Origin of the sequence: Synechocystis salina LEGE 00031 (assembly GCF_015207985.1) — a bacterium.
Classification (GTDB): Bacteria; Cyanobacteriota; Cyanobacteriia; order Cyanobacteriales; family Microcystaceae; genus Synechocystis; species Synechocystis salina.
Genome location: NZ_JADEVV010000046.1, coordinates 1 through 15,075, shown reverse-complemented (window position 1 = coordinate 15,075; position 15,075 = coordinate 1). Strand labels below are relative to the sequence as shown.

Annotated in this window: 13 protein-coding genes and 2 pseudogenes; 10 read left to right on the top strand and 5 right to left on the bottom strand. The window is 45.7% G+C overall.

Annotation, left to right across the window (positions count from 1 at the left end):
* The first annotated feature begins 53 nt into the window (after positions 1-53).
* Both IQ217_RS14450 and IQ217_RS14445 read left to right on the top strand, forming a co-directional pair.
* A pseudogene (locus tag IQ217_RS14450) lies at positions 54-774 on the top strand (IS1 family transposase).
* A gap of 48 nt (positions 775-822) precedes the next feature.
* Positions 823-1,995 (top strand): anhydro-N-acetylmuramic acid kinase, encoded by a 1,173-nt coding sequence (locus tag IQ217_RS14445; protein ID WP_194020485.1) that lies wholly within the window; start codon positions 823-825, stop codon positions 1,993-1,995.
* Here the strand turns inward: IQ217_RS14445 and prfA are convergent.
* From prfA to surE, 3 genes are all read right to left on the bottom strand, one after another.
* Complete coding sequence (prfA, locus tag IQ217_RS14440; protein WP_194020484.1) at positions 1,992-3,089, bottom strand: peptide chain release factor 1; 1,098 nt, start codon at positions 3,087-3,089, stop codon at positions 1,992-1,994. The two genes, IQ217_RS14445 and prfA, sit on opposite strands and share 4 nt — an antisense overlap.
* Before the next feature lie 88 nt (positions 3,090-3,177).
* Positions 3,178-3,762 carry a DUF3727 domain-containing protein gene (locus tag IQ217_RS14435; protein WP_194020483.1) on the bottom strand — a complete coding sequence of 195 codons (585 nt, stop codon included), beginning with the start codon at positions 3,760-3,762 and terminating at the stop codon, positions 3,178-3,180.
* A 65-nt stretch (positions 3,763-3,827) separates the two neighbouring features.
* Positions 3,828-4,655: a 5'/3'-nucleotidase SurE gene (gene surE, locus IQ217_RS14430; protein ID WP_194020482.1), complete on the bottom strand. Its 828-nt coding sequence runs from the start codon at positions 4,653-4,655 to the stop codon at positions 3,828-3,830.
* Between the two features lie 454 nt (positions 4,656-5,109).
* Between surE and psbA the strand changes: the two genes are divergently transcribed.
* From psbA to IQ217_RS14395, 7 genes are all read left to right on the top strand, one after another.
* Positions 5,110-6,192: a photosystem II q(b) protein gene (gene psbA, locus IQ217_RS14425; RefSeq protein ID WP_190599193.1), complete on the top strand. Its 1,083-nt coding sequence runs from the start codon at positions 5,110-5,112 to the stop codon at positions 6,190-6,192.
* Positions 6,193-6,327: 135 nt separating this feature from the next.
* On the top strand, positions 6,328-6,843 hold the full coding sequence (locus IQ217_RS14420; protein ID WP_194020481.1) for a methyltransferase family protein: 516 nt from the start codon (positions 6,328-6,330) through the stop codon (positions 6,841-6,843).
* Between the two features lie 32 nt (positions 6,844-6,875).
* The gene (locus IQ217_RS14415) at positions 6,876-7,460 is read left to right on the top strand and encodes a class I SAM-dependent methyltransferase (protein ID WP_194020480.1); all 585 of its coding nucleotides are present in this window, start codon (positions 6,876-6,878) and stop codon (positions 7,458-7,460) included.
* Between the two features lie 24 nt (positions 7,461-7,484).
* Positions 7,485-7,979, top strand: a complete 495-nt coding sequence (locus IQ217_RS14410) for a rhodanese-like domain-containing protein (protein ID WP_194020479.1) — start codon at positions 7,485-7,487, stop codon at positions 7,977-7,979.
* A gap of 183 nt (positions 7,980-8,162) precedes the next feature.
* Positions 8,163-8,357, top strand: coding sequence for a YgaP family membrane protein (locus IQ217_RS14405; RefSeq protein ID WP_190599197.1), 195 nt, complete (start codon positions 8,163-8,165; stop codon positions 8,355-8,357).
* Between the two features lie 164 nt (positions 8,358-8,521).
* On the top strand, positions 8,522-9,058 hold the full coding sequence (gene petC / locus IQ217_RS14400; RefSeq protein ID WP_194020478.1) for a cytochrome b6-f complex iron-sulfur subunit: 537 nt from the start codon (positions 8,522-8,524) through the stop codon (positions 9,056-9,058).
* A 60-nt stretch (positions 9,059-9,118) separates the two neighbouring features.
* A complete protein-coding gene (locus IQ217_RS14395; protein ID WP_194020477.1) occupies positions 9,119-9,565 on the top strand; it encodes a DUF2214 family protein in 447 nt (148 codons plus the stop codon).
* 27 nt (positions 9,566-9,592) lie between these two features.
* On the opposite strand, the gene IQ217_RS14390 is transcribed toward IQ217_RS14395, so the two are convergent.
* On the bottom strand, positions 9,593-11,932 hold the full coding sequence (locus IQ217_RS14390; protein ID WP_194020476.1) for a sensor histidine kinase: 2,340 nt from the start codon (positions 11,930-11,932) through the stop codon (positions 9,593-9,595).
* 8 nt (positions 11,933-11,940) lie between these two features.
* Positions 11,941-13,713 (bottom strand): putative bifunctional diguanylate cyclase/phosphodiesterase, encoded by a 1,773-nt coding sequence (locus IQ217_RS14385; RefSeq protein ID WP_194020475.1) that lies wholly within the window; start codon positions 13,711-13,713, stop codon positions 11,941-11,943.
* 706 nt (positions 13,714-14,419) lie between these two features.
* Here IQ217_RS14385 and IQ217_RS14380 point away from each other — a divergent pair.
* A pseudogene (locus IQ217_RS14380) lies at positions 14,420-15,075 on the top strand (hypothetical protein); the annotation flags it as partial.

Genomic DNA, 15,075 nt, shown 5'->3' with positions numbered 1-15,075 from the left:
GAGAGTGTCAAGTGGGCAATGATATGAGATCATGAGCAACTTTGGCTAATGAGATTTTGAAAAAATGTCTATACACTGCCTTGAATGTGGTCAAAAATGGGTTTGTCAAGGAGAAGCAACGATTCAAGTGTAAGAGTTGCCAATATCAATTCACAAATCTCTCCAAGGAACGGGGTAAACCTCTCTGGATGAAACTAGAAGCAGTCCTACTGTACATGAGTGGTATGTCAATGAATGCTACGGCAAAACTATTGGGAGTTTCTACTCAGTCAGTGCTCAACTAGGTTAGAGATTTTGGTGAAGCAAACTATGAAAAACCAGCCCCAGACTCAGCCATGGTGGTGGAATTAGACCAACTGTGGCATTTTCTCCAGATAAAAAAAACAAGTTATGGATATGGAAAGCATATGACCGTCTTACCGGGAGACTCATCGACTGGGAACTGGGAAATCGTGATAGTCAAACCCTAGGTCGTTTGCTGGAGGACTGGCAAACTGAAAAGTGACGGTGTACTGCACTGATGACTGGAAGCCTTCTCAACAACTGCTGGATGAACATCCTGATGGGTTCCATGTGATTAGCAAAAGAGAAACCGTCGGGATTGAGAGAAACAACTCAGATAATCGCCCTTGGTTTGCCAGATTCCATCGCCGGACGAAGGTTATCCCCGAGTCAGCCTACATGGTTGAAATTACCATGGCAATATTTGCTAAATTCAGGGTCAATGGCAGCATAGAATTGTTACGCAACTGGCGGCTTTCATTACTTTCTTGAACTCTCTCATTATTAATTACCTCAACCACAACAGCTAGGAGCAGGACTTTGTATTGCATTGGTTTGATTAGTGGCACTTCCGTGGATGGCATTGATGCCTGTTTAGTGGAAATTACTGGGTCTGGGTTAGATCTCAGGGTGGATTTACTGCGGGGAGAAACCTACGGCTACCCCACTGGCTTGCGTCAACAAATTTTAGATTTGTGCGGCGGAAAACCCACTAGCCCAGAGGCGATCGCCTTAGTGGATGACAATATTGCGAAGGAATTTGCCCAGGCGGCCCAGAAAATTCAACAATCTTTGCCCCCGGCGGACTTAATCGGTTCCCATGGCCAAACCATTTTCCATCGTCCCCCCAATGCCGAAAACTCCCTTTCCCTAGGCTACAGTTGGCAGTTGGGCCGGGGAGAGGCGATCGCCAGTTTGACGGGACTGACCACGGTGAGCAATTTTCGAGCGGCGGATATTGCAGCGGGGGGCCAGGGAGCGCCCTTGGTTTCTAAAATTGACGTTTGCCTCTTGAGCGATCAGGATGAACACCGCTGTGTGCAGAATTTGGGTGGCATTGGCAATGTGACCTATCTTCCTCCCCGCAGTCAAACCCATTGGCAGGAAAAAATTTGCGGCTGGGACACGGGGCCCGCCAACGTCTTAGTTGACCTTGCGGTGCAAAAATTTACCCGGGGAGAAAAAACCTATGACCAAGGGGGGCAATGGGCAGCCCAGGGTCAGCCCCGGCAAGCATTGGTGGACCAATGGTTACAAGAACCCTTTTTTGAGCAATGCCCTCCTAAATCCACCGGGCGGGAGTTGTTTGGGGCCCAGTACCTCGACAATTGCTGGATTGAAGCCCAGCGCCAGGGCCTGAATGAAACTGACTTTTTGGCCACCCTGACGGAATTTACGGCCCGCTCTGTGGTGACGGAATACCAACGGTTTTTACCCCAGTTGCCCGATCGCCTGTTGCTATGTGGCGGTGGTGCCCATAACCTCTATCTACGGGAGCGGCTCCAGTATCATCTTGGCCCCAACACCAAAATTCAGCGCACCGATGATGTTGGTCTGAACAGCGATTTCAAAGAGGCGATCGCCTTTGCTGTGTTGGCCTATTGGCGTTTTCAAGAGCAGTTTCCAGGCAATGTTCCTCTGGTCACCGGCGCTAGCCAGGATTGTCTTTTGGGGGATATTCACCTTGCGCCAGGCCGCAACCGATTTGATTAATTATTGGTAGCTTCGGCCAATTCCGCTAGCCGCTCCTGTTGATCCTGGGAAATACAGGATTCAATAATGGTGTGAATTTCACCCTCCAGGGCCGTGTTTAAATCAAAGTTGCGCCCCAAACGGTGGTCAGTGACCCGATTATCCTTGTAGTTATAGGTGCGAATTTTTTCGGAACGGGAACCCGTCCCGACCTGCGATCGCCGATTGGAACTGATGGCATCCTGTTGTTCCTGGAGCATCATGTCATAGAGTTTTGCCCGGAGGATTTGCATGGCCCGTTCACGGTTTTGGAGTTGGGAACGTTCCTCTGTGCAAAAAATCCGAATGCCTGTGGGTTTATGGAACAGATCCACCGCCGTCTCCACCTTGTTAACGTTTTGTCCACCGGCCCCACCGGAACGAGCCGTACTCATTTCAATATCTTTGGGATCAATTTTTACTTCCACGTCATCCACTTCGGGCATGATGGCCACGGTGGCGGTGGAGGTATGTACCCGCCCCCCAGCTTCTGTCACCGGCACCCGTTGCACCCGATGCACTCCCGCTTCAAATTTCAATTGACTGTAAACCCTTTCTCCCTTCACTTCGAGAATTGCTTCCTTAAAGCCCCCCATATCCGCCAAGGACTCACTCAACAGACTCACTTTCCAGCCTTGGCTCTCGGCATATCTTGTGTACATTCGCACCAAATCCCCAGCCCAAATACTAGCTTCGTCTCCCCCGGTGCCAGCGCGGATTTCCAACATGATATTTTTCTCATCGTTGGGATCCTTGGGCAAAAGCAGGATAGTTAGACGTTTTTCCAATTCCCCAATGGCATTTTCCAACTCCTCCACCTCCAACTGGGCCATTTCCCGCATTTCTGGGTCATTGCCGGATTCTTTGACAATTTGCCGAGCCCCTTTTAAATCCTCTTGGCTTCTTTTCCAAGTGTCGTAGGTATCAACGGTTTCTTCCAATGATGAGCGGGCTTTGGCCACCCGTTGCAATTCATCGGGGTTGGTGGCAATGTCCGGATCCGCCAGCATCCTAGTCAATTCCTGATAGGTCTGCTCCACAGAAGCTAGTTTGTCTAAGAGGTACGTTTCCGCCATGGTCTGCCTTGGGTCAAAATGCTCAGTCTTCTATTCTAACTCCCCCAAGACCCCCCTGCTTTCTCCCGCTGTATTGACCGCCCACTAATCAGTCCGCATCTTCAAATAAAAGCTCTTCTAGGATATGTTTCAGATCGTCATTGTCGGGGTGTACCAACTCAATTTCCGTTTCACTAACGGCTTTAGCAAGGAACAACAAAGGGGCGAGGGGAGTGTAAATGCTATAGCGTTCTTCCTCGTGGTAAAAACTAGCCAAGAACTGCAACTCTTCCTCTTCCATTTCAGCGGCGGCATCGTTGCCCTCAATTTCTAGGGTGAGAATATCTTCGTCTTCAATGGGGGGCAATTCACCGCTAACAGTGAGGGTGTAAGCAGTGTACTTCAATGACAAATCCAATTCTGCTAGTACAGCCTTAGCATCGGCAAAAATACGGCTAATTTCTTCTTGATCCTCTAGTAAAATTGCCTCGGCATCTTCTGTTTCTTCATCATCATCTTCCCAGGCAATAATCACCACTGGGATATCAACGGGCATCAATAATAAATATTGAGCATCTTCTTCTTCAAGGGAATTTTCAACGTAGCAATCTAAGGCCCGCCCCGCTTCATCGTAGAGCGTTATGCTATCGCTTTCATCCGGTTCATTTTCTTGATTAAACAGATAAGCAGACATATAACTTAATAATATTATTGAGTATTAAGAGTATCACGGAAGAAGCAGATATTTAAGAAGGGAGCTTAATTAAAGTTTAGGTGATCTAGCCAATTGCTTTTTTCAATAGTGTTAACTCCGTTGATATCCGTAAGATTATATTGCAATGGGGTAATGGTGATGAAGTTATCTTGGCTGGCCTGCACGTCGGTGGGAATGCGACGGTTAAGCCGGAGATAGTCCGGTTGGGGAATTTCCTTTACCCTTTCCCCTGCTAGCCAGTAGTAGCGTTTTCCCCGGGGATCGTACCTTTCTTCGAAGGTTTCGCTATAGCGCTGTAGTCCCTGACGGGTGAGCTTAACTCCGGCAATCTGATCCGCTGGCACCGCCGGAATATTGATGCTAAATAAAGTCGGCTCCGTCAATGGCGATCGCCAGAGATGTTGGACAAAGCAATTGGCAAAGTCAGCGGCGGGCTGGAAATCCGTAGCGGTAAAACTGACCAAACTCAAAGCAACGCTAGGAATGCCCTCGATCAACCCTTCCATGGCGGCGGAAACCGTACCGGAATATAAAACATCAGTGCCGAGGTTAGCACCGTGGTTAACTCCGGAAAGGACAAAATCTGGATAGCGGGGCATCACCGCATGGAGAGCAAACTTTACACAATCAGCAGGGGTGCCAGAACAGGACCAAGCCTTGATGCGGGGATCAAACACATCCTCCACCATGCCCGCTCGGATTGGTCGATGGAGGGTCAGGCCATGGCCTGTGGCCGATCTTTCCCGGTCAGGACAGACCACTATGACTTGATGCCCGGCGGCGGCCAGGGTGTTGGCCAAGGTACGTACCCCTTGGGAAAAAATACCGTCATCGTTACTGACGAGGAGATTGAGGACCGGGGATGGGGTCATGGGACACCAAAGAATCGAGATTGTGCCTTTCAGCCTTAACGATATCAGGCTATGTCCCGCTTAAACTCCGATTATTGCCAGCTAACTCCTTGGCTCCCTGGGGCCATAACTGGGAAGTATTTTGTTCCTTTGACCAATGGGGCGATCGGTCCCAAATGGACTAATCCTGCTTTCACAAGAAAAAATTTTTCTTTTTTAATGGTTTATTTTTCCCAATAAAACCTTTTTTTTACCTTTGGAAACCAACCGTAATCTGAGAAACTGTCTTGTTTTTTTTAAGAAATATTATTAATCTGAAATTCAAGGGAGGTTAATCAACGCCAATTATTATCTCGCATTATTAATCCTCCTTTATATATCTGGTTTAATTGGATTTGACTGGTCGTTATTGTCAAAATAACCAGCAAATTAAATTCAAGCTTAAAACCAAAATCTTACTTCGTAATTATTCGCCATGACTACTACCCAATTAGGATTACAGGAACAAAGCCTGTGGTCACGGTTCTGCCGTTGGATTACTAGCACTTCTAATCGCCTCTACATTGGTTGGTTTGGGGTGTTAATGATTCCCACTTTGCTGACCGCAACCACCTGTTTTATTATCGCTTTTGTCGCCGCTCCACCGGTGGATATTGATGGTATTCGGGAGCCCATTGCTGGTTCTTTACTGTACGGCAATAACATTATCACTGCTGCTGTAGTACCCAGTTCCAATGCTATTGGTTTGCACTTTTATCCCATTTGGGAAGCCTCTAGTCTCGATGAATGGCTCTATAACGGTGGCCCTTATCAACTGATTATTTTCCACTTTTTGATCGGAATTTTCTGTTATCTCGGTCGCCAATGGGAATTGTCATACCGTTTGGGAATGCGCCCTTGGATTTGTGTCGCCTATAGCGCCCCCGTTGCTGCGGCTACCGCTACGTTATTGATCTATTCCATTGGCCAAGGTTCTTTCTCCGATGGTCTACCCCTGGGCATCAGTGGCACTTTTAATTTCATGTTGGTGCTGCAAGCGGAACATAACGTCTTGATGCATCCTTTCCACATGTTAGGCGTAGCTGGAGTGTTCGGTGGAGCATTATTTTCCGCTATGCACGGTTCCTTGGTAACTTCTTCGTTAATTCGGGAAACCACTGAAGTTGAATCCCAAAACCAAGGTTATAAATTTGGTCAAGAGGAAGAAACCTATAACATCGTCGCCGCCCATGGTTACTTTGGCCGTTTGATTTTCCAATATGCTTCCTTTAACAATAGCCGTGCCCTCCACTTTTTTCTTGGTGCTTGGCCCGTAATTGGGATTTGGTTTGCTGCCCTTGCCGTTTGTTGCTTTGCCTTCAATCTCAACGGTTTTAACTTCAACCAGTCGATTCTGGATGCCCAAGGTCATCCCGTTGGCACCTGGGCCGATGTCATCAATCGAGCCAATATTGGTTTTGAGGTGATGCACGAACGCAACGTTCATAACTTCCCCTTGGATTTGGCTGCCGGTGATGCCCAAATGGTCGCCCTCAACGCCCCCGCCATTGAAGGCTAATGCCATTGCCATAGCTGACTGTTGGACTTCGTTTCATTTGGTTAATCAAGGGCACTCTCGGAATGGGGTGCCTTTTATGTTCCAAGGTTAAAGTTAAGTCAGTAAAGTTTAAGTCTATTTTTGGGGTGAAACGCAATGAATCAATTTAAGGACTGGGGTTTTTCCACTGATTGGTGGCAAGGGAAAAAAGGTGAATATTGGGTGCTGGGGCAAGCAATTCTCTCCCTCGGATTTGTACTTTTACCGGTTTATACTCCCACTAATTTTCAATTACTAGCTGAACAGAATCAGTTAATTATCTGGGCTGGAACTTTGGTTTTTGGCACGATTGCCGTAGTTCTACTAATTGGTGGTGGTCTACATTTAGGAGAAAATCTGACTCCCTTACCCCATCCCAAACAGCATAGTCAATTGGTTACCACCGGTATTTACGGCATTATTCGCCATCCCCTCTACGGCGGTGTGGTTTTTCTGGCGATCGCCTATGGATTTTGGCAATGGAGTTTGGCCCATTTAATTGGGGCAGTGCTGTTATTTGTATTTTTTAATTTCAAAGCTAACCGAGAAGAAATCTGGCTAGAAAATAAATTCAGCGACGACTATGACGATTACCGAAGCCGGGTAAAAAAATTGATTCCTTGGCTTTATTAAGGGAATATCAAGAAAAATGACGAGGAAAAATTATGTGGGATGAAAGATTTAACCAGTCAGAATACGTTTACGGTACAGAACCCAATGAGTTTTTAGTCAGTGTGGCGGGGCAAATTCCCCAGGGCAAAGTTCTTTGTTTAGCGGAAGGGGAAGGGCGCAATGCTTGTTTTTTAGCAAGTTTGGGTTACCAAGTAACAGCGGTAGATCAATCCTCCGTTGGTTTAGCTAAGGCGCAAAAGTTAGCCCAGGAAAAAGGTGTAAAAATTACCACCATCCAGAGTAATTTGGCAGATTTTGAAATTGTTGTCGATGCCTGGCAAGGTATCGTTTCTATTTTCTGTCATTTACCTTCCAGTTTACGAAAACAACTTTATCCACGGATTTACCAAGGCTTAAAATCCGGCGGAGTGTTTATTTTAGAAGGATTTGCCCCGGAGCAATTGCAATATACAACCGGTGGTCCCAAGGACTTAGATCTACTCCCAAACTTGATGAATTTACGGGAAGAATTGTCCAGTTTTGCATACTTAACCAGCCACACTTTAGAGCGGCATTTGAACGAAGGTATTTACCATCAAGGTAAAGCAGCTCTAATCCAAGTATTGGCAAAAAAGTAATCCTGATTTAACCAGACCATTTCTATGCAATTAATTATTGTTCGTTGCCTTACTGTTTTCTTTTTAACTTTCTGCTTAATGGGTTTTAATTTCCAACCTACCCTGGCCGCAAGTTTACCCCCCTCCTTCAATTCTGAACTCAGTCCCCAGACCGAAACGGTAGACTTGGCGATCGAGCAGTTTTTAAATTCTCTGCCGGCAAACTATTACACGATTCGGACACCGGCAGCCCTAAAAAAACAGTTAGGTGATGCCCAGACTATTTTAGTGGATGTAAGGGAAGTTAAAGAATACCAAGCTGGTCATATTCCAGGAGCCATTAATATTCCCCTACGAACTTTAACCCATAATCTTACCCAACTTTCTCCGGATAATAAAGTTATTGTCTATTGCTCCACTGGCTATCGTTCAGCTATGGCGGTAATGACTTTAAAACTTTTCGGCTACGAAAATGTTGTCGGTTTTCCCCCTAGTTTTATGGGCTGGCAAGCGGCGGGGGAAATGACCGTAAAAACTTGACCAATCAAACTCAAAAATATGCCTTTTTGCATAGCTAAAACGACACTCTTAACAAAAATTTATTGTTATAATAAGAAAAGTAAAGGGATTCGATTTTGAATTTTACTCATGTCCCTTAAAACAGCAAAAAAGCTGACACAAATTTCTCTATTATCATCAATTTTTCCACAGGAGATTTATGCCATGGTCACCAATATGGGCTCTATTGATCGTTTGATTCGTTTAGTTGTTGCTTCCGCATTACTCTATTTAGGCTTATTTTTCTACTCCGGCACCAGCTTAGGTTTGGGTCTTACCGCTGGAGGGGGATTGATGCTATTTTCCGCCACTTTTGGTTTCTGTGGACTGTACAAATTACTCGGTATCAATACCAAGTAAGTAAGCTCAAGCAAAACCAATCGTCTCAATACAGTGGTTACCCCTTTTAGTTGGCTTAATAAAGTCCTGAATATAACAATGGGCACTTGCAAGGCGAATGATTCCGGTGGTATCCGCTGTATTTTCCCACCAGTTTTTACCATTCGTTTGGATTAATTTAAATTATGATCAACTCCTCCGCCATCGACTCCCCCTCTTTTTCCCGTCGTCAATTACTAAATTTTCTCACCGGCACCACCATTGCCGTTACGGCCAGTGCGGGACTGTACACCGTGGGAAAATTCCTCGTTCCCCCCGCCGAAAAAACCGGGGCTGGAGGGGGCATTATTGCTAAGGATGTTTTGGGCAACGCCATTCCCGCTTCCCAAATTTTGGCGGAAGCTCCCGGTACCAGGGCTTTGGTGGCTGGTCTAGCCGGTGACCCTACCTATCTAATTGTCAAAGAAGACGGTAGCATTGACAGCATCGGCATTGTGGATGTCTGCACCCACCTAGGCTGTACTTTCCCCTGGAATGGCAACGACCAAGAATTTCAGTGTCCCTGCCATGGTTCCCGCTACCATCCCGACGGCTCTGTGGCCCGGGGGCCCGCTCCTTTACCTCTGAAAATAGTGCAAGTGGCTGTGGTAGATGATCACATTTTGATTACCCCCTGGACTGCATTGGATCCTCGCACAGGGGAAAAACCCTGGTGGGTTTGATAATTTTTGATTTTTGGCTAACAATCTTCAAAAGCTAAACTATTTTGGTTTTATTGACATATGTGGATTAGTGCCACCGTTGCGTATATTCATTACCTCAGTTTCATGGTCGCCTTCGGCGCTTTGGTCACAGAGGGTCTGACCTTGAAAAAAGAACCTACCCTGGAGGAGTCTTGGCGACTGGTCATTGCCGATAGTATCTATGGCTTGTCCGCCACAGCGGTGCTGGTTACAGGGGTTTTACGGGTGATGTATTTTGGCAAGGGCACTGATTATTACCTGAGTCATCATATTTTCTTTGCCAAGGTGGGGCTATTTATCTTGGTGGGGTTACTTTCCCTCTATCCCACTTTCTCGTTTTTAATGTGGATTAAAACCCTGCGCGATCGCCAGGCTCCCGTACTGGAGGAAGGCAAAGTATCTGTGTTGCAATGGTTGATTCGGGGGGAATTGGTCGGACTGGCCTTGATTCCCTTCACCGCAGCCCTGCTGGCCCGGGGCCTTTAGGTTCTTCAAAGGTTCAAGACCTTTTATTTAATTGGCTGTATTGATCAATTCTGGGGAGCCTACCTTGGGCAGAGTAGTGGAATGATTTGGGAGCCACACCTTGAACCGAGTCCCCTGGTCTAAGACACTTTCCACCTCAATTGATCCCCCATGTAAGTCCACACAGGTTTTGACAATACTCAACCCCAGGCCTGTGCCGTGAATATTGCCCACATTACTAGCCCGTTGAAATGTTCGAAACAGTTTCGGTAAATCTTCGGCAGGAATACCAATCCCGTGATCAATTACTTGAATCTCTATCCCAGTATTGACAATCCCAACACTCAATTCAACAGGATGCATAGGTAACGAATACTTGACGGCATTGGATAGTAAATTGGTAAAGATAAACTTAATTAATTTAGCGTCCATGAAGACTGGCTCTACCACATTGTCGAAGTTAGCTTTAATTTGGTGATGACGGCCAATCCCCGATTGAATTGCCTCAACAATATCTTCTATTACCAATTCCAAATTCATTAGTTCTGGCTGAAACTGCAACTTACCCGACTCAACCCGGCCAATCAATAAAACATCGTCCAGCATTTGCTCTAAACGACGGATAGAGGTGTAGATTCTCTGCAAATGTTTATCCTGTCGTTCTGGGTGAGCCTGTCCATCAAATGATGCTAATAGTTCAGTTGAAGAAAAGATACTTGTTAAGGGAGTTCTAAACTCATGGGACACCATCGAAATAAAGCTATTTTTTAAGCTATTAATTTCTTGTTCTCGTTGGAGTGTTTGGGTCATCTGCTCCTCCTGACGGCGTTGCTCGGAAATATCTCGAAATACCATGACACACCCAGCAACTAAACCGTTTGCACCAATAATCGGAGCGCAACTATCATCAACATCAATGGTTTCCCCATTGCGTCGGACGAGGGATACCCCATCATGCAAAAATTGATTTACCTGAGAACTAATCGCCGCAACAACAGGCGAGGGATAAAAGGCTTGAGTCTCAGTGTTAATCAGATTCAGAACCGTCGAAAATTTTTGTCCTACTGCTTCTTGATGAGGCCAGTCGGTTAAAACCTCTGCCACGGGATTCATTAGTGTAATCGTTTCATTGGCGTCAGTCATCATGACGGCGTCTCCAATACTAGCCAGGGTTACTTCTAAAAATTCTTCCTGTCGATTGGCTTGAGATTCCCCATGGTAACGCAGTCGAATTTCATGATAAATCCAAACCAAAATTACAATTAAAATTAATAGTGTAATACTAAAATTAGTCCAAATTATGACTGGGTTTAACTTCTCAGAAGTTCTAAAAGCCTGTTGCCGTTGATCCAGCAAAACTAATTCTCTGCCTTCAATTCTTTCTAAGGTTTGCAACAAATCAGACACAACAGAAAGTGCTTCTTGACTAGAATAGATTTTTTGGACGGTATTAAAATCTTGGCGATCAATGCCATGAATTAATTGATTGAGAATTTCATTATCATGAATCAACAATAGTCTTAACTGTTTTACATCCGGTCTTTGGTTGGGGTTATCCTGCGTCAGGGCATCAAGTTGATCTAGATGCCGATAGATATTTTTGAGGTGAGCACTATAGTAACTAAGGTTGGTGGCACGATTATTGAGGATAGTATAGTTTCGCACGGCCAACTGGGCTCCCTGAAGCGATAATTTTAACTCGTTAATTTTTGTCAGCACCTCCTGAGTATGAATTACCCATTGGGACAGGGTTTGGAAACGGGAGTTGGTCCAGAGAGAAGGTAATACCGAGATAAATCTCAGGACAATTACCAGGCCAAACCCTATGCCTAATTTCAAAAAGAATCGATCCTTGCGTTGATGACTGATGCGCTCCTGGGTCTGTCGACTAATACTCTCGATCACTCGCCGTTTTTGAATTTCAATTACCACTTGCCGCGCTAATTCCGTCATCGTTAGCAATTGGCCTGGTGTTAATTCTCGCGGTATAAAATCAATAATACACAACACCCCCAAGCCGTAGCCATCCGGGGTAATTAGAGGCACTCCGGCATAAAACCGCACCAATTGCTCTTTGAGATACCTCGGTTGATCCTTAAATACTGGGTCTTGGAGTGTGTCGGGAATAATCAGTATCTGCTGCCGTTTCAGGGCGACATTACAATAGGAGGTTTCTCGGGGAGCTTCCGTTAAGTCACAGCCAATTTTGGCTTTAAACCATTCCCGATGCTGATCCATTAGTCCAAACAGGGCGATCGGCACCTGACAAACTTCCTTCAGGGTTAAGACAATTCGGTCAAAGGCATAGTCGGGAATCGAATCTAAGAGGCGACAACTTTTGAGGATTTCCAGGCGTTTCTCTTCGTAGGCGTCGGTTTGTTCGTGCATTGGTCGTCCTAAACTATAAAGTCTGGTAACAGGTTGGATAGCTCCGGTACTTCTGAAGCTGTCCAGTCTAGACAGAATTGATAAAACTCTGACTCTGGCACAGGTCGACTAAACAAATAACCTTGGAGTTGGTCACAGCCTAGATTTTGTAAAAATCGAGCCTCAGTAACTGTTTCGACTCCTTCTGCGACCACTTGCAAATTTAGTTCATGACACAATTGAATTACCGACTTAACAATGCTGGCATTCTTGGGATTGGTATCCAGACCCCGGACAAAGCACTGATCAATTTTGACCACATTTACCGGAAGCACTTGCAAGTATTCTAGAGAAGAATAACCTGTGCCAAAATCATCGATCGCCAGGGTGATCCCCAGATTTGCTAAGGAAGTTAAGATTTCACAGGCCCGGGGGACATTGGCAATTAAGCAGGATTCTGTAATTTCTAATTCCAGGAAGTTTGGCAGTAGCATAAGTCCATGGGTGGAAAGCAAGTTGGCAATGGTTTGGTCTAGATTGGCCTGGCGAAATTGCAGAGGAGATAGATTCACCGCAATTTTTAGGGGTGATAAACCCAGATTGTTCCACTGTTTTTGATCCTGGCAAACCTGTTCTAAGACCTGTAAGCCAATGGGAACAATTAGTCCGGTGGCTTCGGCAATGGGAATGAATTTTGCTGGTGGTAAAAGACCTTTTTGGGGATGTTGACAACGGACTAAGGCTTCGGCCCCGACAATTGCTCCGGTGTTGCCATCAATTTTCGGTTGATAAAATACCCGAAACCAAGATTCTTCCAGGGCCTGGATTAACTCATCTTCCAGCACTAATTGCTCTAGGTTTTGTTCCCGCTGATGAGATGAGTAAAATTCGTAAGCTATTTCCTGGGATACTCGACTGGCAGCAAAATCAGCTTTTTCCACCAGGCCTTCTAAGCAAGTATCATCTTCCGGGAAGCAACTAATGCCCATCAGCATCGAGAGACGAGTGCGAAAAGTGCCGATCTGAATCGGTTTAACCATTACCCCATGGATTAACTCAACAAAGCTTTGAATTTCCGCCCTAGTCTTAGGAATAGTTGCAATAATCAGATAACGGTCATGATCCATTAAGAAAAGAGCATCCTCTTCCCCTAACTGGCTCCTGAGGCGACGGGTTAACTCCAGAATCAATTCCTGCCGCTCCTGCGGGTTAAGCACTATTTCCACCTGGCGCAGTTGTAAAATCTGGAGTGAGAGAATTCCCACTAATTCCTCTAATGAGTGACGACTAGCTACCGTTTCATTGAATTTTTGCCGTAACAAAAAGCGATTTGGCAGGCCAGAGTCCGGGTCATAGTGATAGATCTCCTCTAATTTTTTCCGTTCCCAGGCCACCTTGCTATCAATGTACTGATCTTGAGAATTAACCTTGGCTAAACGAGTTGAAATAGCTTCGAGGAGATCCGCTCGACTAAAGGGTTTGGTGACATAGTCATCTGACCCCAATTTCATCCCGGTGCGTTGGTCAGTTCGATCGGCTCGGGCCGTGAGAAAAATAAAGGGAATTATTTCGGTGTCTGGCTTTTCTCGCAATGCTGTTAACACCCCATAGCCATCTAATTGGGGCATCATAATATCGCACAAAATTAAGTTGGGATGATTCTCCTGGGCGATTTTTAAGCCAGAAATACCGTTCTCGGCCACCAACACCGTACATCCTTCATCCGTGAGCATTTCTGCAATATTCTCGCGGATGCTCTCATCATCTTCAATCACTAAAATGATGATATTTGTCATATCCATTATTATTACCTCTTGAAATTTGAACCTAACTTGGACCTAAAATTTGCAAATTCAAACTAGGAAAATTGGCTCGTTGGGGTAACAAGACAACAGGGGGGATCTCAGTTTTGTACGTGGTAAACAATTTAAGATGTCAAACCCCATCGAAAGCATTCATTGAGTAGAGATTCATAGATGGTAATTTTCAATCTAGTCAGGTCATTTTGATAAGCTCAAATGCCTGATATGCAAAGGTTTAAGCGTATTTCATGCATCAAAAGCAACGGTGGTCAGCATAAATACTTGCCATGTTTCTAAGATGCACCCAGTCAACCAAAGCCGGAGTCACTAATTTGAAAATTATTCGGAATGAAATCCCTCAATAATTTCAGGGGTGGAATCTTTTTTTGCAGTCTATCGCAATTCTAATCTTATTGCCGTTTCAATTACTGTACAAAATGTATATCGATTAGATTTAATATTTTTATTTTGTGAAATAAATTGAAAAAATGCCATGAAATGATTTTTGAATTTTCTGATTAATCACTATCAAGGAAACTGGCTCCATGGAACCTGGATTTTTTCCCTGGGTCAATTGGGTCAATGAAACCATGGCGATCGAGACATCCCTGGGCTAGAATATCGCTCAGACTCACACCTCCATAGTTCTCAGCCTGTTTGATTTTGCCCTAACCCGAATAAACCGCCGTTGCTTGGTGGCCTCGCCATGACTGACTATTCCGCCGTTGATAAATCGTCCTTTGCCTCCAGTGAGTCTGACTACATTCAAGCAGAGCTAATGCAAGCAGAGTTAATGGCCGAGGAAGAAACTAGGCCTAGGGTGAACTATGACCCAGGAGAGTCTAGCTTGGCGCCCCTAGCCCCGCCCCTGGAAGCAACAGAAAGTTTTGAATTTAGTTTTATTGACCGCCCGGTGCCCCAGGAAGAAGAAGAAGTAGAGAGCACCTATCCCACTGAGGAAATTCTTACCCGTCTATTTACCCCCTGGAGTTTGGCGGGACTGTTGATGTTGGTGGCGGCCAATGGATTATTAACGGTTTATAGTTTGACTGCTCGTGCCCCGGGCCCAACGATGGTGGTGGCTCAGTTTGATGGTTTGCCCCCCATTACCCCTGGTTTACCCCCGGTGGCCGATGCGGGGCCTGGCCTCAATCCACAGGATCTGAGCGAAATGGCTGTGGTGCATGACCCCCAATCTACAGCTCCCTCTGCTCCCCAGGCGATCGCCAATCAAAATATTGCCAATGTTCCCAGTGCCCCCCCGTCAACCATGGTCCCCCCAGCCCAGCCGGTGCCCATGGCCGGCTATAGTCCCTATTTAAACAATCCTGGCTATTATGGGGCCGCCGCCCCCGGTAATAT